A 24,137-nucleotide genomic window follows, 5' to 3' on the forward strand; every position below is an offset into this window, starting at 1 on the left:
CGGGTGTAATGACAAGCCATGGCGCTCGATGACGATATCCGCATTCTCGGCTCAGTAGGCCTGTTCGAGTCATTCACACCCGAACAGTTGCGTCTGCTCGCCTTTGGTGCAGAACGGCTGGTGCTGCGCGCCGGTCGTGAACTGTTCCGCGAAGGCCAAAGCGCTGACTGCGGCTATATTGTCGTATCCGGCAATATCACCTTGTTTCACGATGCAGACGAAGGGCGGATCACGATCCGCCCCGTAGGCCCCGGTGCGATGCTGGGCGAAATGGCGCTCATTGCGCAAACCACACGCCTTACCGGTGCGATGGCTGAGGAAGAGACAGAAGTCATCCGCATCAGCCGCGCTATCTTCCGGCGGATTCTGGAAGAATATCCGGAAGCTGCAGCCTCGCTGCACGCACATATCAGCAAAAATCTGCTGCAGCTGATTGCCGACATTGAGAAAATCGCCCCACAGCTTAACGGCAACGACTGATTACAGCTCAATAACGCGTTCAATGCCGATGGCATCAAGAAATGCCTGATCGTGGCTGACCAGCAGCAATCCCCCCTCATATTCATTCAGCGCTGTTTCCAGCGCTTCGATGGAGTCGAGATCGAGGTGGTTGGTTGGCTCATCAAGAATCAGCAATTCAGGCTTAAGCGTTCCGCCCAGAACGCAGGCAAGTGCCGCGCGCAGCAGTTCGCCACCGCTTAAGCCTCCGGCAAGACGCGAGGCGCTTTCACCACGAAATGAAAAGCGCGCCAATGCTGCATGGGCATCATTATCGCTGGCCCCCTTGTTCAATCTGCGGAAGTTCTCATAGAGCGTTGCCTCACGATCCATCAAGCTCATCTGCTGGTCGAACATGGCAACCGGGACAAAGCGCCTGACCTCTCCTGCAATGGGTTGCAAGTCCCCGGTTATCAAGCGCAGCAACGAGGTTTTACCGGCACCATTTGCGCCACGAATGACGATACGCTCCGGCCCGACAACCTTGAGCGAGACATCACGAATGACCGGGCGGTCAGGCACCGGCCCGCCGGAGACATTGAGCATTTCCAGAGCCACACGCCCGGATGGTGAAAGCGATGCCTCGACATCAAAACGCATCGGTTTGACACGCTCGACCTTCGCTTCCGCTTCACGCAACTGGCTCTGAGCACGATCCGCATTGCGTTCAGCAAGCGCATCGCCGCGGCCACCGGTTTTCTGCGCCCGATCCTCTCGGGCATCGAGCAGCAACTTGCTCATGCCTGCATCAGCACGCGACTTGCGCCCTCGTGCATCGCTCTTGGCTTGCCGTTCTGCCGCTTCCTGCGCCTTGAGCCTGACCTGCTTCACATCACGCTGCGCAATCTCCAGATCGCCTACAGCCCCTTCCCGCTCCTGCTCCTTGCGCTCGTGATAGAAATCCCAATTGCCGCCATAAAGCGTCAAAGCGCCTTGTGAAAGTTCAGCTATCACATCCATGGTCCGCAACAATTCACGGTCATGGCTGACGACAACAGCCGCTCCCGACCATTTGGCCAGCATATCGGCCACAGCCTGACGACCATCGCGATCAAGATTATTGGTGGGTTCATCCAGCAAAATAAGATCGGGTTGCTGAAACAAAAGTGCGGCAAGTGCCGCCCGCGTCTGTTGGCCACCGCTTAATTCTGAAAGCAATACCTGTGGCTCCAACGACAGCCCGAACATCTGCAAAGCGTCATCAAAGCGCTGCGGCAAAAGCCAGTCCGCCTGCTCGAAATCGGTATCGGCACCCTGCCCGGATTCAATGCGCGCAAGCGTATCAAAACCATCACGCGCACCAAACAGATCAGCCAGCATTCGCTCACCGTCGCAGCCACTATTCTGCGCGAGCACACCAATCCTGCCGCCTCGTGTGACAGTTCCACTTGCAGGCGTCAAATCACGGCTCATGATTTTGAGCAATGTGGATTTGCCAATACCATTGCGCCCGACGAGGCCGATACGCCCCCCGGTTACGCTGAAATTAATGCCGGAAAAAAGAGTACGGCCATCAGCCGTAACGCAGGAAATATCCTGAAGAGTGAGAAGAGAAGACATGAAGAGCCCCGGAAACGTTGAAAACACTGGTCATCTGAAACAGTGCTGTACGATCCATTGCTCTTCTCTCCTCTTCTGAACTTCGCTCTATATAGGCTTGAGCGTTCGATTAATCCAGATCAAACGTCGCAATGACTGGCACATGGTCGGATGGACGGTCCCAGCCGCGCGCCTCACGCAGAATTTGCAGACCCTGCATATGCGCTTCCAGATCAGCCGAACCCCATATGTGATCAAGCCTGCGGCCACGGTCAGCTGCATCCCAATCCTTGGCGCGATAGCTCCACCACGTGTAGATTTTCTGGTCAGCCGGAATGACCTGACGCATCAGATCGCTCCAGCCACCTTTCACACGCAAATCCTCCAGCGTTGTGGTTTCAATCGGTGTGTGACTGACGATCTTGAGAAGCTGCTTGTGCGACCAGACGTCGTTTTCCAGCGGCGCAATATTGAGATCGCCCACGAGAATTGACGAGTTCCCGTCCTGCCGGTCAGCAACAATAGCGCGCATTTCCTCCAGAAAGCCGAGCTTGTGCGCAAATTTCGGGTTGATTGCAGGATCAGGCTCATCGCCACCCGCAGGCACGTAGAAATTATGGATACGCAGCTTCTTGTCGCCGGCTGAAACAACAGCACTCAGATGGCGGCAATCGCCCATCTCGCAAAAGCCGATCTTCTCGACGTCACTCAGCGGGCGCTTGGAGATCGTCGCAACACCATGATAGCCCTTCTGGCCACTGATCGCGATATGCTCGTACCCGAGCGCACGAAAGCCCTTGGAAGGGAATTGATCATCCGGGCATTTTGTTTCCTGAAGGCAGAGAACATCCGGCTGATAATCGCTTAAAAACTGCTCGACCAGCGGCATGCGCAGACGAACGGAATTGATGTTCCAGGTAGCAACAGAAAAGGTCATGGGGATAAGACTCGCAGCCATCAAAAGATGGCCGCGAACCTAACGATTTATCTGACAATTGCAATTATCGAGCGTGAAGATTTACTGGCCTTTACGCTTCATCGCGATGCGCTGATAGTCGATCTTGAACATATCATCGGTGAAGCGAACACCGCTACGGACATTGAACACCATGATCGTGGTGTCGAGGCCCTGTGCGTCGGTGATGGTCCACTGCTTGAGATCCATGGTCTTTGGCTCAAACATCATGGTGATCTTTGAATTACCGAAGGCCGTTTTGTCAGCAACCACCAGAGTGGTCATGTCCGGGTCCTGCTTGACGCTCTGAAGACGTCCACCACCAAGATCGATACGATCGGCCAGAAGCATTTTCAAAGGCGTGGTGCCCAGCGCATACATATCCCAGGTGTCGAGCTTGCGATTGTTGATGACAACCTGATTGCCATCCGAAATGACGCGGATCGGCGACTTGTCATAGTTGAAACGAATCTTGCCCGGGCGCTCCAGATAGAAGGTTCCGCCGGTCTGCTCACCCTTGGGGCCAAACTGAACGAATTCACCGGTCAGTGTGCGCAGGGAAGAGAAGTGATCCGCAATCTGTTGAGCCGCTGCAGCATTTCCTGCGCCCTGCGCCTGTGCGACAGCTGGTACGAATGCCGGAGCTGCCGCGCCAAGAACCAATGCTCCCAATCCGAGTACGGCTGCAAAGCGGCTGGCTTTCGCAAATGCGGAAATACGGGAGAACATCATCGGCAAACTCTCTGTTTTCATCATCTTCTTAAAATAGTCCGGCAGTTAGGCACCAGTGTGGCAGCTAAAGCCGATGAGATTTGAGTCCTAGAGCATTTCCTGTTTTTCTTGAATCATTGGAAATGCTCTATCTTTTTGTTTTTTTGCATTATCCGACGCAAAACCGCTTCGCACTTTTGCTGGAAATGCTCTAAAACTCGTCGTCACCGGTCGGCACCAATATCTCGCGCTTGCCCGCATGATTGGCAGGCCCGACAATGCCTTCTTCTTCCATGCGCTCGATGATCGAAGCCGCACGATTATAGCCAATGCCCAGGCGACGCTGGATATAGGAAGTCGAAGCCTTCTTGTCGCGCAACACGACCGCCACGGCCTGATCATACGGATCATCCGAATTTTCGAGGTTCGACGTTCCGGCTGGACCGCCGCCTTCATCCTCGTCATCATCTTCGGTGATAGCATCGAGATATTCCGGCACGCCCTGAAGCTTCAGGTGCTGAACAACGCGCTCAACTTCATCGTCACCGACAAATGGACCATGCACACGCTGGATACGTCCGCCGCCTGCCATGAACAACATGTCGCCCTGACCAAGCAATTGCTCGGCACCCTGTTCGCCAAGAATGGTGCGGCTGTCGATCTTGGATGTCACCTGGAACGAGATACGGGTCGGGAAGTTGGCCTTGATCGTACCGGTGATAACATCAACCGATGGACGCTGCGTCGCCATGATGACGTGGATACCAGCCGCACGCGCCATCTGCGCCAGACGCTGCACCGTGCCTTCGATGTCCTTGCCTGCAACCATCATCAGATCAGCCATTTCGTCGATAATCACGACGATATATGGCATTGGTTCAAGATCGAGCTGTTCGGTTTCGTAGATCGCTTCGCCCGTATTGCGGTCAAAGCCGGTCTGCACTGTGCGGGCGATCTGCTCACCCTTCTTCTGCGCCTGACCGACACGCTGGTTGAAGCCGTCAATATTGCGGACGCCCACCTTGGACATCTTGCGATAACGGTCTTCCATTTCGCGCACAGTCCATTTGAGCGCAACAACAGCTTTTTTCGGATCGGTCACGACCGGGGTCAGGAGATGCGGAATACCGTCATAGATCGAGAGTTCCAGCATTTTCGGATCGATCATGATCAGGCGGCATTCCTGCGGCGTCATGCGATAGAGCAGCGACAGGATCATCGTATTGATGGCGACCGATTTACCAGACCCCGTCGTACCGGCGACCAGCAAATGCGGCATCTTGGCGATATCGGCAATCACCGGCTCGCCATTGATGGTCTTGCCAAGCGCAAGTGCAAGCTTGGATTTCGATTGCTCGAAGTCGCGACTTGCCAGCATTTCGCGCAGATAAACCATTTCGCGCTTCTGGTTCGGCAGTTCAATGCCGATAACATTGCGACCCGGAACAACAGCGACGCGCGCAGCAATGGCGCTCATGGAACGGGCGATATCATCCGCCAGTCCAATGACACGGGATGATTTGATGCCCGGCGCCGGTTCAAGTTCATAAAGCGTAACAACAGGCCCCGGCTTCACATTGATGATCTCGCCGCGCACGCCAAAATCTTCCAGCACGCCTTCAAGCAGACGCGCATTCTGTTCGAGCGCATCCTTGGAAAGCGACGCATCGCGTTGCACGAGCTTTGGTTCGGCCAGATAATGCAGAGACGGCATTTCGAAAGCGCCACCTTCCTTCAGGAATGAAGGCTGAGCCTCACGCTGGATACGCGCACCGCTCTTTGGTGCGGGCGCACGTTCTCCAACCCGCGCCTTGGTGCGTTGTGGCGGCGCATCGTGCCATTCTTCACCTGCAAGCGGTGCCCCTTCCATGCCGCCGTCAAAATCATCATCATTATCGAATGGAGGCTGTTCGGAGGAAGCACCACCAAAACCCGGATCGCGACGCGCATTATTGCGGGTTTCAGCGCTGCGACGCACGCTGCGCATATCGCCATATTCGTCTTCACGCGGTTTACGACGGTTCAGTCCAGTCAGTCGCTTGAAAGTCGCAGATGCGCTGAGCATCGTATGGGTCAGAGCACCTACATATTGCGATATGCCGCCTGAAGAGCTTTCATCCTCTTCGTCGTCACTATCTGCAAAATCGTCTTCAGCAGGTGCGCCGTGTGAAGCCCGCGTGTTGACCAGCGCTTCACGGCGCCCGACAATTCCACTTGCAAACAGGCAAAGCCAGAGTGCTGGCAAGGCAAGCACCAGCGCGATCCCCGATGCAATGGCACCCTGCGGGAACGCTCCCAGAAACAGTCCAGGCAGACGCAGCATCATATCGCCAAACACACCGCCAAGACCAATAGGCATCGGCCAGCTTTGCGGCACGGCAAAGCAGCTCGCAATGGCTGCAAACAGCAAAGCAGCACCCATCCAGGCAAAGCTGCGCTTCGCAACCCGGCTTATGCCGCCGCGCGTCATGAGCAGCAGCGACCAGATGACGAGAGGCAGCAGAACCGGAACGCTGGCAAGGCCGAAGAATTGCATCGCAAGATCGGAGAAAACTGCGCCGGGATAGCCAAGCGCGTTGGTAACGGGATTATCCGTCGCGTGGCTAAGGCTTGGGTCCGCAACATTCCATGTCGCAAGCGCGCCCACAGCCGCAGCGGTCAGCGAAAGCAACCCCAGCCCAAAGAGGATATAGAACTGCCTGCGGAAGATGTTGGCCAGTTTCAGCCTGTCTTCCGAAATCCGCTCGTCACGAAGCGGGTATGAGGGCGAATATCCTTGCCGCATAAAGCCTGTCCCGAACCATGTTTTATTGCCGTCTGGTTATTAAACCTCGGGCGCAATGAATCGGGGCGATCCTAGCCTTGTGATGGTTAATTCCCCATTAACCATGCACTGACTTATCCAAAGGAATTCAATCGCAAATGAAAAAGGCGCGGTTTCCCGCGCCTTTTTCCTGTTGAGACAACTCTGTTCTACTGAACAGACTCGCCGTGCAAAGCGATATCGAGGCCTTCCATTTCGGCCTGCTTGCTTGGACGCAGCCCCATAACGGCCTTGACAACATACAGAATGATTGCGGTTGCAACTGCCGTGTAGACAACAGTGATCGCAGCACCAAAAAACTGCTTACCTACGGTTGCACCTTCACCGGCTGCGTTGATCGTCGCGTCAGCAAAGACACCGGTCAGGATCGCACCGACGAAGCCGCCGACGCCATGGACGCCGAATGCATCGAGTGAGTCGTCATAGCCAAGCGCATGCTTGATCTTGACGGCTGCAACGTAACAGACAGCACCCGCGATAATACCCAGAATGAGCGCACCCATCGGATTGACGAAGCCAGCGGCAGGAGTGACAGCAACGAGACCTGCAACAGCACCCGAAATGATACCAAGAACGCTTGGCTTACCGGCGATCGCCCATTCTGCAAACATCCAGGCAAGGGCTGCACCAGCGGTCGCTACCTGCGTGTTGAGCATGGCAACAGCTGCAAGGGAATTTGCACCGAGAGCCGAACCAGCGTTGAAGCCGAACCAGCCCACCCACAGAAGGGCTGCACCAATGACCGAGAGAACGAGGTTATGCGGCGCCATGTTGGTCTGTCCGTAACCGTCGCGCTTGCCAATGATGAGCGCTGCAACAAGGCCTGCAACACCGGCATTGATGTGAACAACCGTACCGCCAGCAAAGTCGAGAACGCCGTCTGAACCGAGGAAACCGCCGCCCCATACCCAGTGAGCAACCGGGATATAGACGATGAACAACCAGAGCGTCAGGAAGACCAGCATGGATGAAAACTTCATGCGTTCAGCAAACGAACCGGCAATAAGCGCTGGTGTGATGACCGCAAACGTCATCTGGAAGACGATGAAGAGATATTCCGGAATGGTGCCCGTGAGCGAATCCATCGTCACACCGGAGAAGAATGCCTTGGAGAATCCACCAATATAAGCATTCATGGAGCCGCCATCGGTGAAGGCCAGCGAATAGCCGACGACCATCCACAGAACCGACATAAGGCACGTGACGGCAAAGCTCTGCATGACCGTCGAAAGTACGTTCTTCTTGCGCACCATACCGCCATAGAACAGCGCCAGGCCCGGGATGGTCATCATCAACACGAGCGCGGTTGAAGTCAGCATCCAGGCCGTATCGCCGGTATCAAGTGTCGGGGTGGGCGCGGCTGCATCCTGAGCCAGTGCCGTTCCTGCAAGAACGAGCAGTGCTGGCAAGGTGGCCAAAGCCGTTTGCTTGAATCTTCCTGTTATGAGCATCGAGTATCTCCGTCGAATGGCGGCTTCAAACGCGTCTGCGCTGAAAAGACCGGTTCAGACTGAGAGAAACAAAAATCGTGCCAGTTGGGTTGGGCAGCACCGCTCAAGTGCAATTTTTCTGATATTCACTGCACGACAAATGATGGAAGCAGGAGACGGATTACCGCATTTTCGCCCAAACTCCGGGCTTTTCAGATGAGCTTTGAAGCGGTGCCAGGTTCTCAAAAAAATATGAACATAAAAAAATTGAGCGGCTTTCTGATGACAGAAAAACCGCTCTAAGTGATTCATCGGATTCAGCTTTTGCATTTCATGCAGGCTCAAGCCACTTCACAAATGCATAAAATTTAACCACTGAATTCCTTGGTGATTAAAATAACATCACTTGTCTTTTTCATGCACGCGAATAAGTCCTTCCTGCGCGACTGAAGCAATCAGAAGACCGTCACGCGTGTAAAGCGCACCGCGATTGAACCCGCGTGCACCGGAAGCACTTGGTGTGTCCTGCGTGTACAGGAGCCAGTCATCGAGCCGGCAAGGACGGTGGAACCACATTGCATGATCAAGGCTCGCCACCTGCAAATCACGGTCGAAAATGGTGCGTCCATGCGGATGAAGCGATGTATCGAGCAACGTCATATCCGACAGATAAGCGAGGATTGCCGCCTGCAGAGCACGATCGTCGGGCACGATGCCACGCGCACGCACCCAGACATGCTGGCTGGGCGCGAGCTTCTCACGCGAAAAATAATGCTTGAGCGAAACCGGCTTGATTTCAATCGGCCGCTCCTGCTCCCAGTATTTGCGCACGCCTGCAGGGGCCAGGTGGAGATATTCTTCCTTCAGATCGTGATCGCCGACCAGTTGTTCCGGCATCGGCAGGTCTTTCGGCATATCAATCTGATGGCTCAGACCATCTTCATCAATCTGGAAGGACGCAGACAATGTGAATATCGCCTTGCCATGCTGCTTGGCCAGCACGCGACGCGTATTGAAACTGGAACCGTCACGGATGCGGTCAACCTCATAGACAATCGGAATGGACGGATCACCCGGGCGCACAAAATATCCGTGCAGGGAATGAACGTGCCGATCCGGCTCAACGGTGCGCTGCGCAGCGATCAGCGCCTGACCGATCACCTGCCCGCCGAACACACGCTGCCAGCCGACCTGCGGGCTGTTGCCACGGAAGAGATCCATTTCAAGTGTTTCGAGATCAAGCGTTACAAGCAGTTGCTGCATGGCAGCGGTTTGTTCGCTTTTCACGACACCCGGTTTTTCATTATCGGACCCAGTCTTTTCATTATCTGACATGGACAGCCTGTCTCCTGAAATCCTATATAGGCAATATATTCTCGGTGAACTGTTTGTGCCTGCACAAGAGAAACTGTCAAGTGGAAGCCTTTGCTTCACCGAAGGGTGATCTGAATATCCGAAAGGAACGAGCGATGTCTGCAGCTAACAGTCAAAAGACAACGGACAAGAACGATCTCATCATTGCAGGCGGCGGCTATGTCGGGCTTGTGACTGCTGTTGCCGTCAAGTCCGCCGCTCCGCATCTTTCTGTTACGGTGATTGATGGCGCACCGGCTGGCGCATGGAAAAAAGACCCGCGCGCGTCTTCCATTGCAGCCGCAGCCTCCCGGATGCTCGACAAGCTTGGCTGCTGGCAGGAAATCGTTACCGAAGCTCAGCCCATCACCGAAATGGTTGTCACCGATTCCCGCACATCTGATCCCGTGCGTCCGGTGTATCTCACCTTTGCAGGCGACGTTAACCCCGGTGAGCCGTTCGCGCATATGGTTGAAAACCGCGTTCTCAACACCGCACTTCACAAACAGGCAGAGAAGCTCGGCATCACCTTCATCGAAGGCATGAGCGTCGAGAATTTCGAAACCAATCCGGAATCCGTCACTGTCAAACTGGCAAATGGCGAAACGCTCACGACACGCCTGCTGATTGCTGCCGATGGTGCAAAATCGCGCCTGCGTGACATTGCAGGCATCAAGACGGTCAACTGGGACTATGATCAGTCCGGCATCGTTTGTAACGTCGCCCACGAGCGTCCGCATGGCGGCCGCGCCGATGAACATTTCCTGCCTGCCGGTCCGTTCGCGATTCTCCCGCTTCCCGGCAACCGCAGTTCGCTTGTCTGGACAGAACGCACAGCAGATGCCGAACGGTTGATCCGCGAAGATGATTTCATCTTTGAAGCCGAACTTGAACAGCGTTTCGGCCATCGCCTCGGTGCACTCACTGTCGAAGGCCCGCGCCGTGCATTTCCGCTCGGCCTGACACTGGCACGTGAATTCGTGAAACCACGCTTTGCGCTTGTGGGTGACGCTGCACACCGCATCCACCCGATTGCCGGCCAGGGTCTCAATCTTGGCTTCCGTGATGCAGCAGCCATCGCCGAAGTCATCGTCGAAACGGATCGTCTTGGTCTCGATATCGGCTCCTTTGCGGCCCTTGAACGCTATCAGGCATGGCGCCGCTTCGACACGGTGCAGATGGGTGTCACGACCGATGTGCTGACCAAATTGTTCTCCAATGACAATCCCGCTATTCGCACGATCCGCGACATCGGCCTTGGGCTTGTCGACCGCGTACCAAGCCTCAAATCCTTCTTCATCAAACAGGCAGCAGGACTATCAGGCGATACTCCACGTCTTTTGCAGGGTGAAGCGATTTAAAGCATTTGAGCCAAAATCGGGAACCGGTTTTGCGCTCAGAAATGCGTCAAAACAAATAGATCGAGTCAAACGCGCAAAAGGGGCGTTACTTTTCGGGAATAACGCAACGCTTCCTGATGGCAAAAGCTTCAACCTTTGCTAAAAAAGAGCAGGCACTAGCTTAGGCGTCGGGGGACTCGCGAGCATATGCATACGGATGACAGACTGATAGACAAAGCCATCCGCATGCAGAGCGGCTTATTGTCGGCAGAATTGCTGCACAGATTATCCAAAATCGCAGGCGCTCTGGCTGTTCTGGCGGCTATCGCTGTTACAGTGATCTATTCGGTTACGAAACCCGATAACAACTGGGACATGATCCCTTATATCGCCACCGCGATTGAGAATCGCTACCCGGATGCGACAGCGCTTCACGAAGAAACATGGCGGCAGGTTGCAGCTGTTACCACGCCAGACGAGATCAACGCTCTGAAATACGCCGGTGATTATCGCCGCGCGCAATGGGAAAGCCCCAATAACTTTCAGTCGCAACTTATCATGTACAGGGTCAAGATCGGCTATGTGCAGATGTTGCGTCTCATCGAACCCTATACAGGGCTTGTGCTGGGAGGGCATCTCATCAGTCTCGCAGCAGCGATTGCTTCTGGTCTGATTATCCTTGCGATCCTCGCCTATTATAACGCGCTTCAGGCCGGGCTTCTGGTCGGGCCCGCCCTTCTGCTGGCAGGCTTTGGACCGATGACGTCTGCTGTCTTTCCAGACATTGTTCTGGCTGCATTTTCCTTTGCAGCCATTTTTGCCCTGTTGAAAGAGCGGGACTGGCTCGCATCTGTCCTGCTCGTTCTGTCATTTACGATCAGACCCGACAATATAATAATGATTTTTGCCCTGTTGATAGCTGCAGTGCTTTTTGGCTGGCGCAAGCTGCCTTTGCTTACGGCATTCATCGCATCCATTATCATAGGCCTCCTTATCTCCAGTCGTGCCGGGCATCCCGGCTGGTGGGCACATCTCTATTTCACCTGCATCCAAATGCAGAATTCCATGAGTGGCTTCAAACCGGACTTCTCGCTTCTGCTCCTCATCAAGGCTTATATTCGCGGTGTCATTCTGGCGCTTTATCTCGAAAGCTGGCCTTCAATGCTTTTGGTATCACTGGTGGCGTGGGCGGCAATGGCGAGAGCCGGTATCAAGACCACAATTCCTCGGCTCAATGGCATTGTTTTCGCCATGTTCATCGGGATGCTTGGCAAGTTCGTCTATTTCCCGATGCCCTATGACCGCTTTTTCTTCAACATGATCATAATTATGGTTCTGATGCTTTCCCTTGCATGGGCAGCGGATACAAACCGGAAGGCTGCACTGGAAGCAGCGGAGCACCGCCCTATGTGAGGTGTAACCCAAACAGAGGAGCTTCCCATGGACAGAAAAGCAACGGCAGTCTGGAAAGGTACACTCAAAGACGGCAAAGGCACGCTCAACACGCAAAGTGGTGCATTGAAAGACTTGCCTTACGACTTCAAGGCGCGCTTTGAAGATGAAAGTGGCCGCGCTGGCACCAATCCGGAAGAACTGCTGGGGGCAGCACATGCTGGCTGTTTCGCAATGCAACTTTCCGCACTTCTGACCGAGCACGGTACACCAGCTGAGAAGCTGGAAGCCACTGCCACGGTAACAGTCGGCCCCGCATCAGGCGGCGGTTTCGCAATCTCACGCAGCGCGTTGACACTCAACGCCACCATACCTGGGATTTCCGCAGATGACTTTGCAAGTCTCGCCAGGAAAGCAAAGGAATCCTGTCCACTTTCGAAAGCACTGGGCGCAATCGAAGTAACACTGGATGCCAAGCTGGTCTGAGCGATCAATATGAAAAAAGCGGGCCGTGCCCGCTTTTTTATTCCGGCAAATGGCAGACAGCCTCGATATTGTGTCCATCGGGATCAATCACAAAAGCCGCATAATAGTCCGGGTGATAGTGCTCACGCAGACCGGGTTTACCGTTATCGCGTCCGCCTGCAGTAAGTGCCGCCTCATAGAAGCGATCGACTTCGGAACGCGTGCCTGCCGAAAAAGCCACATGCAACACGCCTGCAAGCTTTGAGCCTTTCTGCTTACCGATCCAGAATTCCGGCTTGCCATTTCGGCCATAACCGACCCAATCACCAAATTCCATCGCCCGCGTGATGCCCAGAGGGGCTAACGCTGCATCATAGAATGCGCGGGATTTTGGCATGCTGGAAATGTTGAAACCGATATGATCGAGCATGAAAGACCTTCAAAGCAGCGATGAATTCCACTAATTAGATCAGATATCGGCAAAACAGCAAAGATCAAGTCCCTGCCAATAGATGAGACAAAAGGAAAGGGAGGCAGAGCCTCCCTTTTCTTTCTTTCAATGCAGTGCGTTCTAAACGCGGCGCTCGACCACCATCTTCTTGATCTCGGCACAAGAGGCGTGGAGGCCGCAGGCCAACAGGGATCAAAAAAGAGGCGATTGCCGCGATTATACGCGGCGCTCGACCATCATCTTCTTGATCTCGGCAATCGCCTTTGCAGGGTTGAGACCCTTCGGGCAAGTCTGCGCGCAGTTCATGATCGTGTGGCAGCGATACAGACGGAACGGATCTTCGAGGTTGTCGAGACGTTCGCCCTTGGCTTCATCGCGGCTGTCGATCAGCCAGCGATAGGCCTGAAGCAGCACGGCTGGTCCAAGATAACGGTCGCCATTCCACCAGTAGCTTGGGCACGAGGTCGAGCAGCAGGCGCAGAGAATGCACTCGTAAAGACCATCGAGCTTCTGACGATCTTCGTGGCTCTGCAGCCATTCCTTCTGCGGCTCAGGCGAAACCGTCTTGAGCCAAGGCTCAATCGAACGGTGCTGGGCGTAGAAGTTGCTGAGATCAGGCACCAGATCCTTCACAACCGGCATATGCGGCAGCGGATAAACCTTGATGGGCCCCTTGATCTCGTCCATGCCCTTGGTGCAGGCGAGCGTGTTGGCGCCATCGATGTTCATCGCGCAGGAACCGCAAATGCCTTCACGGCACGAACGGCGCAGAGTCAGCGTCGGATCGATCTTATTCTTGATGTAAAGAAGACCATCGAGCACCATCGGGCCGCAATCGTCGCGGTCGATATAATAGGTATCGATGCTTGGATTTGCATCGTCATCCGGCGACCAGCGATAAATGCGGTACTCCGTTACATTCTTGGCACCATCTGGACGCGGCCAGGTCTTGCCTTCCTGCATACGGGAGTTTTTGGGAAGTGCGAGTTCAACCATTGCTCATTCCCTCAATTAGTAAACGCGCTTTTTCGGCGCGATTTTGGCCAGGCTGATGCCACCTTCATCCTCGGTCGTCAGCGGATCGAGATGAACTGGGCGGTAATCAAGCTTCACGTCGCCATTTGGCGACAGCCACGACAGGGTGTGTTTACGCCATTCGGCGTCGTTACGGTCCGGGAAATCCTCATGCGCATGCGCGCCGCGGCTTTCGTGACGGGCTTCAGCCGAAACGACTGTTACCATCGCGTTTGCCATCAGGTTTTCCAGTTCCAGCGTCTCAACCAGATCGGAGTTCCAGATCATCGAGCGGTCGCTGACCTTGATGTCCGGAAGTTCTTTCCAGATCTCAGCCATACGTGCCACGCCCTGCTTGAGCGATTCATCCGTGCGGAACACGGCCGCATCTTCCTGCATGGTGCGCTGCATTTTTTCGCGCAGTTCTGCGGTCGGCGTTGAGCCGTTGGCATAACGAAGACGATGGAAACGATCCATGATCTTTTCAACGGCTGCTTCGTTGATGTCCGGAATCTTCGCAGCGCGGTCAATGACTTCGCCAGCACGGATTGCCGCCGCACGGCCAAACACCACGAGATCGATCAGCGAGTTGGAACCCAGACGGTTAGCACCATGAACAGACGCACAGCCTGCTTCACCGACAGCCATCAGGCCCGGCTGTACGCGGTCCGGATCTTCCGAGGTCGGGTTCAGCACTTCGCCCCAGTAATTGGTTGGAATGCCGCCCATATTGTAGTGAACGGTTGGCAGAACCGGGATCGGTTCCTTGGTCACATCGACACCTGCGAAAATCTTGGCCGACTCGGAAATACCCGGCAGACGTTCATGCAGAACAGCCGGATCGAGATGGTCGAGATGCAGGTAGATGTGGTCCTTGTTCTTGCCAACGCCGCGACCAGCGCGGATTTCCATGGTCATGCAGCGCGAGACAACGTCACGCGAAGCAAGATCCTTGGCAGAAGGCGCATAACGCTCCATGAAGCGCTCGCCTTCGGAATTGACGAGATAACCGCCTTCGCCGCGCGCGCCTTCAGTGATCAGGCAGCCTGCGCCGTAAATGCCGGTCGGATGGAACTGAACGAATTCCATATCCTGCAAAGGCAAGCCAGCGCGAGCGGCCATACCGCCACCGTCGCCGGTGCAGGTGTGAGCAGACGTAGCCGAGAAATACGAACGGCCATAACCGCCCGTCGCCAGAACCACCATCTTGGCGGAGAAGCGATGGATCGTCCCGTCGTCGAGGTTCCAGGCAACAACGCCTGTGCAGACGCCGTCGGTCATGATCAGATCGAGCGCAAAATATTCGATGAAGAACTGCGCGTTGTTCTTGAGCGACTGGCCGTAAAGCGTGTGCAGGATCGCGTGGCCGGTGCGGTCAGCAGCAGCGCAGGTGCGCTGAACCGGAGGACCATCACCAAAGTTCTGCATATGGCCGCCAAACGGGCGCTGATAAATCTTGCCTTCTTCGGTACGCGAGAAAGGCACGCCGTAATGCTCCAGTTCGTAAACCGCAGCAGGTGCTTCACGCGCCAGATATTCCATGGCATCGGTGTCGCCGAGCCAGTCCGATCCCTTGACGGTATCGTACATATGCCACTGCCAGCTATCCGGACCCATATTCTTGAGCGACGCTGCAATACCGCCCTGCGCTGCAACCGTATGGGAACGCGTCGGGAAAACCTTGGTGATGCAGGCTGTTTTCAGGCCCTGTTCAGCCATGCCGAGCGTTGCGCGCAGACCGGCGCCACCGGCACCAACCACGACAACATCAAATTTATGATCAATGAACTTGTAGTTCTTTTCGCCCGCAGCACCGGCTGCATTATTTTGTGCACTAGCCATCGGGCTATCAACCTCCGAAGCTCAGCTTGAGGATCGCATAAACGCAAGCCACACCAACAAACACCGTGAAGAAGGTGTTGAGCATGACGAGCAGGACCTTCATGCCTTCGCCGTGAATGTAATCTTCAATAATAACCTGCATGCCAAGACGCATGTGGTAAACGCCGGTCAGCACGAACAGCGCCATGACAAGCGCTGTGAATGGATACGCCAGAACGGCCTTCACTTCCGCATAGCTTGCGCCATGAAGCGAAATGACCAGACCAATGAAAAACAAAACCAGCGGCACGAGTGCGACAGCACTCATACGCTGAAACCAGAAATGGCCGGTGCCTTCCTTGGCCGACCCCAGACCGCGAACCTTGCCGAGAGGCGTACGCATATCGCTCATGTCAGAAATCCTTTCAGCGCACTGCGAAAGCAACAACCCAGACAAGGATCGTCGCAGGCAGCGAGAAGGCCAACGTCAGCCAGGCAATCTTGCTGGCTGTGTGCTTTTCAAGTCCAGCGCCCATGTCCCAGATGAAATGGCGTATGCCGCCAGCCAGATGGTGCAACAACGCCCATGTGTAGCCGAACAGCACAATATAGCCGATCCACGAACTATAGACCCAGCTTACGGTTTTGAAGGCATCTTCGCCGATTGCAGCAGCGATCAGCCATGCAGCGAGGAGAAGGGTTCCGAAATAAAGCGCGCCACCCGTGATACGATGGATGATGGACATCGTCATCGTGATCTTCGGTCGATAGATCGACAAATGCGGCGACAAAGGACGCTGACGCGTAACGGTCGGTTGTGTCATGGCTCTCGTGGGCTTCCCTGACGTTTCTACCCGCTTCATCTTACCAGTCTTTTATTGGCAGAATGAAACGAATGGCGGTTCATTCAGAACCGAGTTCGATGTCGCTCACAACGCAGGAAACAGAATTTTTCGATCCTGCGCCGGCACGACCCAGAAAATGTGGCTGGATCGTGTCGCACGACCCTATCTGGCGCTTTCTACTGCGCTTTTACCCTCTCGTCAAAGAAGCTTTTTCACGAAAAGACTAACAATTGGTCGCACCTTAGCGACACAATCGCGTGATTGCGGCATTCAAACGATTGAAGTCAGGGATTCCCAAAAACATGTGTAATTTCATCCACTTTTGCGGATGAGGCCTAGTTGCCGAAGCGAATCACATAGCTCGACCAGTCGGCAGCAGTCGCGATCTGCTCATAGAGCTTGCGGCCATCTTCCGGCACGCGCGGCGCATTGAGCACCAGCTTCGACCAGCTGCGTTCTTCTGCCTTGTCGGCCAGCAAGTCGATGAGTGCCTTGGCGATGCCTTTACCGCGATGATCGTGATGCACGTAGATATGATCCACCTGCCCTGCACGAAGACCGGATACCGGCTCCGGGAGATCGTAAAAGATAACGAAGCCAACGAGGTCGCCGTCAACGCGAGCGCCCAGAATCTCAGTGGCGCGGTCCTGCAGCAAATGCTCAGCGTAAAACTCATCCGGACGACGCGGCGCACCGCGCTTCAGTGCCTGCGCATAGCTCGCAAGCAGCGGCGCGAACTCATGGGCATCGCGCAGATGAAGAAGCGCTATATCGACGGCATGATCTACGGTCATGAGCAATCTTTCCCTCAAAATATATTTCCTGAAATCGGAAACACCTCAATTGTAGACAAGAGCTCGGTGTAGACAAGACCCCGACCAAAGGTAAAGCCCAGTGCACGCGACATCAGCTCAGCCTGCGGCCATTGTTTAAGCCTCGAAACTCGACCACATTGTCATCAAGCATCATCGGCAGCGCTGTGCGGACACAATTACGACCATTCTTCTTGGCTTCGTAAAGCGCGCCGTCGGCACGTTTGTAAACATCGGAAAAGAAGTCATCAAACTCCATTTCTGTGACACCAAAACTCACCGCGAAGCCTACATCGCCTGAAACGCCGGGAAGTGTGATATCAGCACAGGCCAGGCGCGCCCTTTCTGCAAACCGCCATGCCGACTGGATCGTATGGCCGGGAAGCAGAACGGCAAATTCCTCACCGCCCATACGCGCAGCGATGCCGCCCTTGGAGGCCGCCGAACGGCGCAATTCATCGGCAAAAGCCGCAATCACCCGATCACCAAGAGCATGCCCATGGGTGTCATTGATCGACTTGAAGTAATCGATATCGCAGACGATGAGCGATAGCGCCTGCCGCATACGCTTTGATTTATCAATCAAAGCTTCTGCCCTGAACTCAAACCCGCGCCTGTTGAGAAGGCTCGAAAGCTGATCGGTTTCCGAGCGCAGCGTCACATCAGAAATCAATTCGCCCATAAGGCTCAGCAAAAGCAGCAATCCCCCCGCAACCGAAAGCCCGGCACCAATTGATTGCACCAACAAGGCATAGTCGGTTCGAACATAGTCGTCCGGATCAACACCAACGCCACCCACCAGCGAGGCCAGGACTGGTTTGAGCAGAAAATGAATGGCGCCCATTGTGAACAGACCCGCCATCAGCCCGTCAAGCGCACCCCATGACCGCCCAAACGGGCGGCTTTGCGCACGCGTGTTTGAACGCCCGCGCATTACAACCCAGACAGCAACCATCAATGTCAGGAAATAAGGCACCTGATACAGAATTTGGCCAATCATCTCACTGCGCGCAATGTCATAAATGCCGTAGACCATTGCCAGTGATCCGATCAGAAGCACCCCGAGCGGCCACCATGGAACAGGCGACGAATACATACGCGCAAGCCCGATTACCAGAGACGCCAGCGTCATGAAATAAGCGGCAAATGCCAGCATATAGCCAAGTTTCTGGCTTGGGATCGATGGCATCAGCAGTTCTATGAGGAAGTAGAGCATCGCAAAAACGAAGCCGATAGCAAAAACTGGTGCAGCAGCATTGTCGCGTGCAAAGGCCGCGATACCGAGAAAGGTAAAAACAAACAGACCTGAAACGGTCATGTTGATCAGGAGTATGAACTCTGCTCCGTCCATCCGCGCTTTCCGGCATACGCCTACGAACCATTCCAATAGGCCCGTATCCCCCGATCCGATTACCTGACAATACCCCTCATTTCAGCCAGGCTGAAGAAGCACTTGCCAACCAGAACGCATTATACATTCAACGCATAAAAATGCAGCTAATTTAGTAAGTAAAAGTCGGATTTCAGACGCCACTCCAAGCACGAAAAAGCCGCCGGATTACTCCGACGGCTATTTTCAAACTTACTTAAACTCTCTCAAAAGAAAGATTAGTTCCAGTCGCGGATGTCCACGAAATGACCGGCGATAGCAGCGGCGGCAGCCATGGCAGGTGACACCAGATGCGTGCGTCCCTTGAAGCCCTGACGGCCTTCAAAGTTACGGTTCGAGGTCGATGCACAACGTTCACCCGGCTTCAGGCGGTCGTCGTTCATAGCAAGGCACATCGAGCAGCCCGGCTCACGCCAATCAAAACCAGCCTCGATGAAGACTTTGTCCAAACCTTCAGCTTCTGCCTGTTCCTTCACAAGACCCGAACCCGGTACGATCATTGCACTTACGCCAGCGGCAACTTTCTTGCCCTTGGCCATACGTGCAGCATCGCGCAAATCTTCGATACGGCCATTGGTGCAGGAACCGATAAAGACGCGGTCAATCGTGATATCCGTCATCTTTGTACCGGGCTTCAAACCCATATAGTCAAGCGCACGCCACTTCGATGCACGCTTGGTTTCGTCCTTGATCTCATCAGGGTTAGGCACGATGTCGGTAACAAACACCACGTCTTCCGGTGATGAGCCCCAGGAAACAACAGGCGAAATCTTGGCCGCATCCAGTTCGACGATCTTGTCGAAATGCGCACCTTCGTCCGAATGCAGTGTCTTCCAGTAGCCAATTGCCTGCTCAAGGGTTTCACCCTTTGGTGCGCGTGGCTTGCCTGTGATGTAAGCGAAGGTCGTCTCATCAGGTGCGATCAGACCGGCGCGTGCGCCGCCTTCAATCGACATGTTGCAGACCGTCATGCGGCCTTCCATCGACAGCGAGCGAATGGCGCTGCCAGCATATTCGATCACATAGCCTGTGCCGCCAGCCGTGCCAATCTCGCCAATGATTGCAAGCGTGATGTCCTTGGCGGTGACGCCCGGAGCCAGTTCGCCATCAACACGCACCAGCATGTTCTTAGCCTTCTTCTGGATCAGCGTCTGGGTTGCCAGAACATGCTCGACTTCCGACGTGCCGATGCCATGTGCCAGCGAACCAAAGGCACCGTGGGTCGATGTGTGGCTGTCGCCACAAACAATCGTCATCCCCGGCAGCGTAAAGCCCTGTTCCGGACCAACGATGTGCACCACGCCCTGACGACGATCGCGCTCGGAATAATATTCAACGCCGAAATCAGCGGCATTTTTGGCCAGAGCTTCGACCTGAATGCGGCTTTCCTCGTTCTTGATACCGTTGATACGGTCCGGTGAGGTCGGCACATTGTGGTCAACAACTGCCAGTGTTCTCTCAGGATGGCGCACCTTGCGGCCCGTCATGCGCAGACCTTCAAAAGCCTGCGGGCTCGTCACTTCGTGCACAAGATGGCGATCAATATAAAGGAGGCAGGTACCATCGTCCTGCTGATCCACTACATGGTCGTCCCAGATCTTGTCATAAAGTGTACGCGGCGCGCTCATTGCGAGAGTTCCTTTGAATAGTTCTTAATTTGAGCTGTCATATGCACCCGCCTTGGCGTTTCGTCAAGAAACACAAACCGCAACAGGGTGTCGCAGTAACAATCTTGCGTAATTAAGGCAGATTTATGCAATATGTTACGCGTCCTTTTGGCTTTTGCAAATAAAAAAGGCGGTCCGAGGACCGCCTTTTTCAGATTCTTGCTAAACTGGCTTATTCAGCAGCAGTCTTTGCAGCTTCTGCCTTAGCAGCAGCGGCCTTGTCGGCTTCGCGCTCTGCCTTGGTGCGGTTGTCTTTCTTCTCAGCAATACGTGCAGCCTTACCGGTAAGACCACGAAGGTAGTAAAGCTTCGCGCGACGGACTTTACCGCTGCGGACGAGCTCAACGCCTTCTACGATTGGCGAGTAAACTGGGAATACGCGTTCTACGCCTTCGCCGTAAGAAATCTTACGAACGGTGAAGTTTTCGTTGATGCCAGCGCCGGAACGGGCAATGCAAACGCCTTCATAGGCCTGCACGCGGGTACGGGTACCTTCAGTAACACGAACCTGAACGCGAACTGTGTCGCCTGGCTTGAAATCTGGAAGTGTGCGCTTTTCAGCGATCTTTGCTGCCTGTTCGGCTTCGAGCTGACGAATGATATCGGTCATCGTCTGATTCCTTCTGAATTCTTCTCAAACAGCCAGAGCGCTCTGCACTTGCCGCCAAGCAACCTTGGCCTTGCGGTTATGCCCGAAAATCAGGCAGGAGCGGTACACCATTTATTGGTTTACGGACGTCTCGGGCTTTGCCCGAACCGGATATTACGATGTCGGGTTTCCCCGAACTGGCGCGGCAATACACCATTGCCGCAAATGAATCAATATCGGGGAACGAAATAACGATCAGCTGCCAATGCGCCCGAGATGGGTATCTTTGAAGCCGGTCCCGTATTTGAGGCCGAACCCAAGCGCACGATCCACGCCGATATGCACCGCCCATATAAGTGCAATCGCAAAGCAGAGCGGCCAGCTCATCGCCCAACCCAGCACAGACAGCAACACAACCCCGATCCAGCTATGCGCGATATTATAGACGACCGCACCCGTACGCGGTCCTTTCATATAGGCAAAGAAAGACAGGTCAGGTGCGAGAATCAGGGCTGCAAAAAGCCACCAGCTCACGCCGCTTATCCAGTAAGCACCAAGCGCCAACAATGCTAAGGAAAGACTTTCGAGCCGCTGGATCAGGTTCATTTGCGTTTTGCCTCTCGATAGGCTTCCCAAAGATCAGGACGCCGTTCCTTTGTGATACGCTCGGCCTCTGCATGCCGCCATTTATCAATCGCGCCATGATTACCGGATGTCAGGATTTCAGGAATGGAACGCCCTTCCCAAACCTGCGGACGCGTATAATGCGGATGTTCCAGAAGCCCGGTCTCGAAGCTTTCTGTTTCACCCGATTCCCGATTGCCCATGACCCCCGGAAGCAGCCTTACGATAGCATCGAGCAACACGATTGCCGCCGTCTCGCCACCCGACAGGATATAATCACCAATCGAGATCTCTTCGAGCTCACGCCCCTCGATCACACGTTCGTCCACGCCCTCGAAACGACCGCAAAGAATGATGGCACCCGGACCTTCCGCCAGTTCGCGCACGCGCTTTTGCGTCAGTGGCGCACCACGCGGGCTCATCAGCAACATGGGACGATCATCACCAACCGAATCGAGCGCCCGCGCCACCACATCCGGCTTCATCACCATGCCTGCCCCACCACCCGAAGGCGTGTCGTCAACCATGCGGTGCTTGCCCTCCGCAAAATCACGGATCTGCACCGTATCAAGCGACCATGTGCCTTCGGCAAGCGCCTTGCCAGCCAGAGAAACACCCAAAGGTCCGGGGAACATTTCAGGATAAAGGGTCAGCACGGAAGCATGAAAAGTCTGCTCGGCATTATCCGTATCAGGCAGGTCGATCATGACTTCTTCGGCCGCTTCTTTTCGTTTGGGGACTCTTCGTCGTCGCGAAGCGGATTGTCATCTTCGTCTGCGATCAATCCCGCCGCATACGGATCGACACGTATGGTGCCTTTCTCAAAATCGATCTCCGGCACCGCTGCTTCGGTAAAAGGGATCAGCATTGGGCGCTTGCCCTTGAGGCTGAGTTCAATCAGATCACCACCGCCAAAGTCAAAAAGGGCGCTGACAACACCATAAGATTTGCCATCTGCATCAAGTGCTTCAAGACCAATCAGATCGGTCTGAAAAAACTCGTCTTCATCAAGCTCGTCATCGGGCAATTGCGAACGGTCGATAAAAAGCTCCGTTCCGTTCAGCGCTTCGGCTGCATTGCGATCATTGACACCTTTGAAGCGCACGACGACAACCGTCTTGGCCGAACGTGCCTCCAACACCTCATAGGCCTTGCCTTGTCCGTCATAAAGCAGGCCATAATCGGCAATGGCCAGAGGATCGTCGGTAAATGTCTTGACCCGGACTTCGCCGCGTATGCCATGGGCGGCTCCGATAACGGCAAGCTGGATCGGGTTCTCTGGGCGCGACATGAAAATTTCCATAATTTAAGGGCTGTTTTTAAATCGCTTACTCAATTTCCCGCAGAAACGCCAAGAAAAACGAAAAGTGGGGCATTTACCGCCCGGCAACCTATCGCTGGCAGACTATAATCAACACAATGCGAGAGCGAATCCCGAAGATGGCGACACAGAGCGAAATCCTGATCCCTGCCCGTGCCGATCTTGCGGCCGCGCGCGAGGAATGGCTGAAAACGCTGAAAGATATGCGTCGTCTTTCTGAAAACACGCTTGAAGCCTATGAGCGCGACACGCGCCAGTTTCTGCATTTCCTCACCCATCATCTGGGCGAGCCGCCCTCGATCAAGGATGTCGGCAATCTGCGTGTCGCCGATCTGCGTTCATTTCTTGCCAATCGACGCAATGGGGGTGTTGGTGCCCGCACACTGGGCCGTGGTCTTGCCGGTGTACGCTCGCTGCTGCGGCATCTGGAAAAGCGTGGTCTGGTTAATGCAGCCGGTGCAAGCGCCATACGCGCACCCCGCCAACCAAAATCTCTGCCAAAACCACTAACCGCCGAAGATGCGCGTCGGGTTGTTGCAGCCGATGGACAGATGGCTGAGGAACCGTGGATTGCTGCGCGCAATGCTGCTGTCCTGACACTTCTCTACGGATGCGGCCTGCGCATTTCGGAGGCGCTTGGCCTTGCCGGTGATGCGCTCAATGACGCGTCCGCCCTCTCGATTTCGATCACCGGTAAGGGCGGCAAGGCGCGCATGGTGCCACTGCTTCCGGCAGTGCACCGTGCTGTCGCACAATATCGTTCGCTTTGTCCGTTTGACCTTTCCGCCGACAAGCCGCTGTTCCGCGGCGCGAAAGGTGGCATTCTTCACTCAGCAATCATCCAGCGCGAAATGCAGAAGCTCCGCGCGGGTCTCGGTCTGCCCGATACTGCAACTCCACATGCGCTGCGCCACTCCTTTGCGACACATCTTTTGGGTCGCGGTGGCGATCTCAGGACCATTCAGGAATTGCTCGGTCATGCGAGCCTGTCGACAACGCAGGTCTATACCGGCGTCGATACGGCGCGACTTCTCGATGTTTATGACAAGGCACATCCGCGCGCCTGAGAATTGCCATTCCATATCGCGCCCGACCA

24 protein-coding genes are annotated in these 24,137 nt (G+C 54.9%); 6 read left to right on the plus strand and 18 right to left on the minus strand.

What is annotated here, in order from left to right; all coding sequences use genetic code 11:
- The first annotated feature begins 18 nt into the window (after positions 1–18).
- Positions 19–480, plus strand: a complete 462-nt coding sequence (locus C9380_RS11610) for a cyclic nucleotide-binding domain-containing protein (protein ID WP_024898551.1) — start codon at positions 19–21, stop codon at positions 478–480.
- On the opposite strand, the gene C9380_RS11615 is transcribed toward C9380_RS11610, so the two are convergent.
- The 6 genes from C9380_RS11615 to tesB form a co-directional block, all read right to left on the minus strand.
- Positions 481–2,058, minus strand: a complete 1,578-nt coding sequence (locus C9380_RS11615) for an ABC-F family ATP-binding cassette domain-containing protein (RefSeq protein ID WP_128093572.1) — start codon at positions 2,056–2,058, stop codon at positions 481–483.
- A 109-nt stretch (positions 2,059–2,167) separates the two neighbouring features.
- Positions 2,168–2,974: an exodeoxyribonuclease III gene (locus C9380_RS11620; RefSeq protein WP_100558471.1), complete on the minus strand. Its 807-nt coding sequence runs from the start codon at positions 2,972–2,974 to the stop codon at positions 2,168–2,170.
- An 81-nt stretch (positions 2,975–3,055) separates the two neighbouring features.
- Positions 3,056–3,724 (minus strand): outer membrane lipoprotein carrier protein LolA, encoded by a 669-nt coding sequence (locus C9380_RS11625; RefSeq protein ID WP_024898548.1) that lies wholly within the window; start codon positions 3,722–3,724, stop codon positions 3,056–3,058.
- A 190-nt stretch (positions 3,725–3,914) separates the two neighbouring features.
- A complete protein-coding gene (locus C9380_RS11630) occupies positions 3,915–6,488 on the minus strand; it encodes a DNA translocase FtsK (RefSeq protein ID WP_128093573.1) in 2,574 nt (857 codons plus the stop codon).
- A gap of 188 nt (positions 6,489–6,676) precedes the next feature.
- Entirely contained in the window at positions 6,677–7,978 is a 1,302-nt protein-coding gene (locus C9380_RS11635) for an ammonium transporter (RefSeq protein ID WP_024898546.1), read from the minus strand.
- Positions 7,979–8,359: 381 nt separating this feature from the next.
- Positions 8,360–9,292, minus strand: a complete 933-nt coding sequence (tesB, locus tag C9380_RS11640) for an acyl-CoA thioesterase II (RefSeq protein ID WP_024898545.1) — start codon at positions 9,290–9,292, stop codon at positions 8,360–8,362.
- A gap of 134 nt (positions 9,293–9,426) precedes the next feature.
- On the opposite strand from tesB, the gene C9380_RS11645 reads away from it, so the two are divergent.
- The 3 genes from C9380_RS11645 (at position 9,427) to C9380_RS11655 (ending at position 12,528) form a co-directional block, all read left to right on the plus strand.
- Entirely contained in the window at positions 9,427–10,671 is a 1,245-nt protein-coding gene (locus C9380_RS11645) for a ubiquinone biosynthesis hydroxylase (protein WP_024898544.1), read from the plus strand.
- Between the two features lie 186 nt (positions 10,672–10,857).
- On the plus strand, positions 10,858–12,063 hold the full coding sequence (locus tag C9380_RS11650; RefSeq protein ID WP_128093574.1) for a hypothetical protein: 1,206 nt from the start codon (positions 10,858–10,860) through the stop codon (positions 12,061–12,063).
- Between the two features lie 27 nt (positions 12,064–12,090).
- Complete coding sequence (locus tag C9380_RS11655; protein ID WP_024898542.1) at positions 12,091–12,528, plus strand: OsmC family protein; 438 nt, start codon at positions 12,091–12,093, stop codon at positions 12,526–12,528.
- 37 nt (positions 12,529–12,565) lie between these two features.
- Here C9380_RS11655 and C9380_RS11660 read toward each other — a convergent pair whose 3' ends face one another.
- The 5 genes from C9380_RS11660 to sdhC form a co-directional block, all read right to left on the minus strand.
- Positions 12,566–12,937, minus strand: a complete 372-nt coding sequence (locus C9380_RS11660; protein ID WP_024898541.1) for a VOC family protein — start codon at positions 12,935–12,937, stop codon at positions 12,566–12,568.
- 237 nt (positions 12,938–13,174) lie between these two features.
- The gene (locus C9380_RS11665; protein ID WP_024898540.1) at positions 13,175–13,954 is read right to left on the minus strand and encodes a succinate dehydrogenase iron-sulfur subunit; all 780 of its coding nucleotides are present in this window, start codon (positions 13,952–13,954) and stop codon (positions 13,175–13,177) included.
- Positions 13,955–13,969: 15 nt separating this feature from the next.
- Positions 13,970–15,814: a succinate dehydrogenase flavoprotein subunit gene (sdhA, locus tag C9380_RS11670; protein WP_128093575.1), complete on the minus strand. Its 1,845-nt coding sequence runs from the start codon at positions 15,812–15,814 to the stop codon at positions 13,970–13,972.
- Between the two features lie 7 nt (positions 15,815–15,821).
- Positions 15,822–16,205 carry a succinate dehydrogenase, hydrophobic membrane anchor protein gene (sdhD, locus tag C9380_RS11675; protein WP_374844430.1) on the minus strand — a complete coding sequence of 128 codons (384 nt, stop codon included), beginning with the start codon at positions 16,203–16,205 and terminating at the stop codon, positions 15,822–15,824.
- Between the two features lie 13 nt (positions 16,206–16,218).
- Positions 16,219–16,617, minus strand: coding sequence for a succinate dehydrogenase, cytochrome b556 subunit (sdhC, locus tag C9380_RS11680; protein WP_024898537.1), 399 nt, complete (start codon positions 16,615–16,617; stop codon positions 16,219–16,221).
- Here sdhC and C9380_RS27380 point away from each other — a divergent pair.
- Entirely contained in the window at positions 16,616–16,948 is a 333-nt protein-coding gene (locus tag C9380_RS27380; RefSeq protein ID WP_244430463.1) for a hypothetical protein, read from the plus strand. The two genes, sdhC and C9380_RS27380, sit on opposite strands and share 2 nt — an antisense overlap.
- A gap of 25 nt (positions 16,949–16,973) precedes the next feature.
- On the opposite strand, the gene C9380_RS11690 is transcribed toward C9380_RS27380, so the two are convergent.
- The 7 genes from C9380_RS11690 to rimM all read right to left on the minus strand — a co-directional run bounded on the left by C9380_RS11690 (position 16,974) and on the right by rimM (position 23,011).
- The gene (locus C9380_RS11690) at positions 16,974–17,432 is read right to left on the minus strand and encodes a GNAT family N-acetyltransferase (RefSeq protein ID WP_024898536.1); all 459 of its coding nucleotides are present in this window, start codon (positions 17,430–17,432) and stop codon (positions 16,974–16,976) included.
- A 112-nt stretch (positions 17,433–17,544) separates the two neighbouring features.
- Positions 17,545–18,801 carry a GGDEF domain-containing protein gene (locus tag C9380_RS11695; RefSeq protein WP_024898535.1) on the minus strand — a complete coding sequence of 419 codons (1,257 nt, stop codon included), beginning with the start codon at positions 18,799–18,801 and terminating at the stop codon, positions 17,545–17,547.
- Positions 18,802–19,058: 257 nt separating this feature from the next.
- Complete coding sequence (gene leuC, locus C9380_RS11700) at positions 19,059–20,468, minus strand: 3-isopropylmalate dehydratase large subunit (RefSeq protein ID WP_100558464.1); 1,410 nt, start codon at positions 20,466–20,468, stop codon at positions 19,059–19,061.
- Between the two features lie 211 nt (positions 20,469–20,679).
- On the minus strand, positions 20,680–21,117 hold the full coding sequence (gene rplS, locus C9380_RS11705) for a 50S ribosomal protein L19 (RefSeq protein ID WP_024898533.1): 438 nt from the start codon (positions 21,115–21,117) through the stop codon (positions 20,680–20,682).
- A 234-nt stretch (positions 21,118–21,351) separates the two neighbouring features.
- A complete protein-coding gene (locus C9380_RS11710) occupies positions 21,352–21,702 on the minus strand; it encodes a DUF4260 domain-containing protein (protein WP_024898532.1) in 351 nt (116 codons plus the stop codon).
- Positions 21,699–22,427 carry a tRNA (guanosine(37)-N1)-methyltransferase TrmD gene (gene trmD, locus C9380_RS11715; protein WP_024898531.1) on the minus strand — a complete coding sequence of 243 codons (729 nt, stop codon included), beginning with the start codon at positions 22,425–22,427 and terminating at the stop codon, positions 21,699–21,701. The genes C9380_RS11710 and trmD overlap by 4 nt, the downstream gene beginning before the upstream one ends.
- Positions 22,424–23,011: a ribosome maturation factor RimM gene (rimM, locus tag C9380_RS11720; RefSeq protein ID WP_105705668.1), complete on the minus strand. Its 588-nt coding sequence runs from the start codon at positions 23,009–23,011 to the stop codon at positions 22,424–22,426. The genes trmD and rimM overlap by 4 nt, the downstream gene beginning before the upstream one ends.
- 149 nt (positions 23,012–23,160) lie before the next feature.
- Between rimM and C9380_RS11725 the strand changes: the two genes are divergently transcribed.
- Positions 23,161–24,108 (plus strand): tyrosine recombinase XerC, encoded by a 948-nt coding sequence (locus C9380_RS11725; RefSeq protein WP_128093576.1) that lies wholly within the window; start codon positions 23,161–23,163, stop codon positions 24,106–24,108.
- Positions 24,109–24,137: the final 29 nt, after the last annotated feature.

The organism is Brucella pituitosa (assembly GCF_003049685.1).
Taxonomy (GTDB): Bacteria; Pseudomonadota; Alphaproteobacteria; order Rhizobiales; family Rhizobiaceae; genus Brucella; species Brucella pituitosa.

Excerpts from the sequence above, each read along its gene's own strand:
- sdhC (WP_024898537.1), bottom strand. The coding sequence starts at position 16,617 with ATGACACAACCGACCGTTACGCGTCAGCGTCCTTTGTCGCCGCATTTG.
- sdhA (WP_128093575.1), bottom strand. The coding sequence starts at position 15,814 with ATGGCTAGTGCACAAAATAATGCAGCCGGTGCTGCGGGCGAAAAGAAC.
- trmD (WP_024898531.1), bottom strand. The coding sequence starts at position 22,427 with ATGATCGACCTGCCTGATACGGATAATGCCGAGCAGACTTTTCATGCT.
- C9380_RS11665 (WP_024898540.1), bottom strand. The coding sequence starts at position 13,954 with ATGGTTGAACTCGCACTTCCCAAAAACTCCCGTATGCAGGAAGGCAAG.
- C9380_RS11690 (WP_024898536.1), bottom strand. The coding sequence starts at position 17,432 with ATGACCGTAGATCATGCCGTCGATATAGCGCTTCTTCATCTGCGCGAT.
- C9380_RS11695 (WP_024898535.1), bottom strand. The coding sequence starts at position 18,801 with ATGGACGGAGCAGAGTTCATACTCCTGATCAACATGACCGTTTCAGGT.
- C9380_RS11635 (WP_024898546.1), bottom strand. The coding sequence starts at position 7,978 with ATGCTCATAACAGGAAGATTCAAGCAAACGGCTTTGGCCACCTTGCCA.
- tesB (WP_024898545.1), bottom strand. The coding sequence starts at position 9,292 with ATGTCAGATAATGAAAAGACTGGGTCCGATAATGAAAAACCGGGTGTC.
- C9380_RS11650 (WP_128093574.1), top strand. The coding sequence starts at position 10,858 with ATGCATACGGATGACAGACTGATAGACAAAGCCATCCGCATGCAGAGC.
- C9380_RS11645 (WP_024898544.1), top strand. The coding sequence starts at position 9,427 with ATGTCTGCAGCTAACAGTCAAAAGACAACGGACAAGAACGATCTCATC.
- C9380_RS11655 (WP_024898542.1), top strand. The coding sequence starts at position 12,091 with ATGGACAGAAAAGCAACGGCAGTCTGGAAAGGTACACTCAAAGACGGC.
- C9380_RS11610 (WP_024898551.1), top strand. The coding sequence starts at position 19 with ATGGCGCTCGATGACGATATCCGCATTCTCGGCTCAGTAGGCCTGTTC.
- rimM (WP_105705668.1), bottom strand. The coding sequence starts at position 23,011 with ATGTCGCGCCCAGAGAACCCGATCCAGCTTGCCGTTATCGGAGCCGCC.
- C9380_RS11630 (WP_128093573.1), bottom strand. The coding sequence starts at position 6,488 with ATGCGGCAAGGATATTCGCCCTCATACCCGCTTCGTGACGAGCGGATT.
- C9380_RS11615 (WP_128093572.1), bottom strand. The coding sequence starts at position 2,058 with ATGTCTTCTCTTCTCACTCTTCAGGATATTTCCTGCGTTACGGCTGAT.
- C9380_RS11625 (WP_024898548.1), bottom strand. The coding sequence starts at position 3,724 with ATGATGTTCTCCCGTATTTCCGCATTTGCGAAAGCCAGCCGCTTTGCA.
- C9380_RS11620 (WP_100558471.1), bottom strand. The coding sequence starts at position 2,974 with ATGACCTTTTCTGTTGCTACCTGGAACATCAATTCCGTTCGTCTGCGC.
- sdhD (WP_374844430.1), bottom strand. The coding sequence starts at position 16,205 with ATGAGCGATATGCGTACGCCTCTCGGCAAGGTTCGCGGTCTGGGGTCG.
- leuC (WP_100558464.1), bottom strand. The coding sequence starts at position 20,468 with ATGAGCGCGCCGCGTACACTTTATGACAAGATCTGGGACGACCATGTA.
- C9380_RS11660 (WP_024898541.1), bottom strand. The coding sequence starts at position 12,937 with ATGCTCGATCATATCGGTTTCAACATTTCCAGCATGCCAAAATCCCGC.
- C9380_RS11725 (WP_128093576.1), top strand. The coding sequence starts at position 23,161 with ATGGCGACACAGAGCGAAATCCTGATCCCTGCCCGTGCCGATCTTGCG.
- rplS (WP_024898533.1), bottom strand. The coding sequence starts at position 21,117 with ATGACCGATATCATTCGTCAGCTCGAAGCCGAACAGGCAGCAAAGATC.
- C9380_RS11710 (WP_024898532.1), bottom strand. The coding sequence starts at position 21,702 with ATGAACCTGATCCAGCGGCTCGAAAGTCTTTCCTTAGCATTGTTGGCG.
- C9380_RS27380 (WP_244430463.1), top strand. The coding sequence starts at position 16,616 with ATGGCTCTCGTGGGCTTCCCTGACGTTTCTACCCGCTTCATCTTACCA.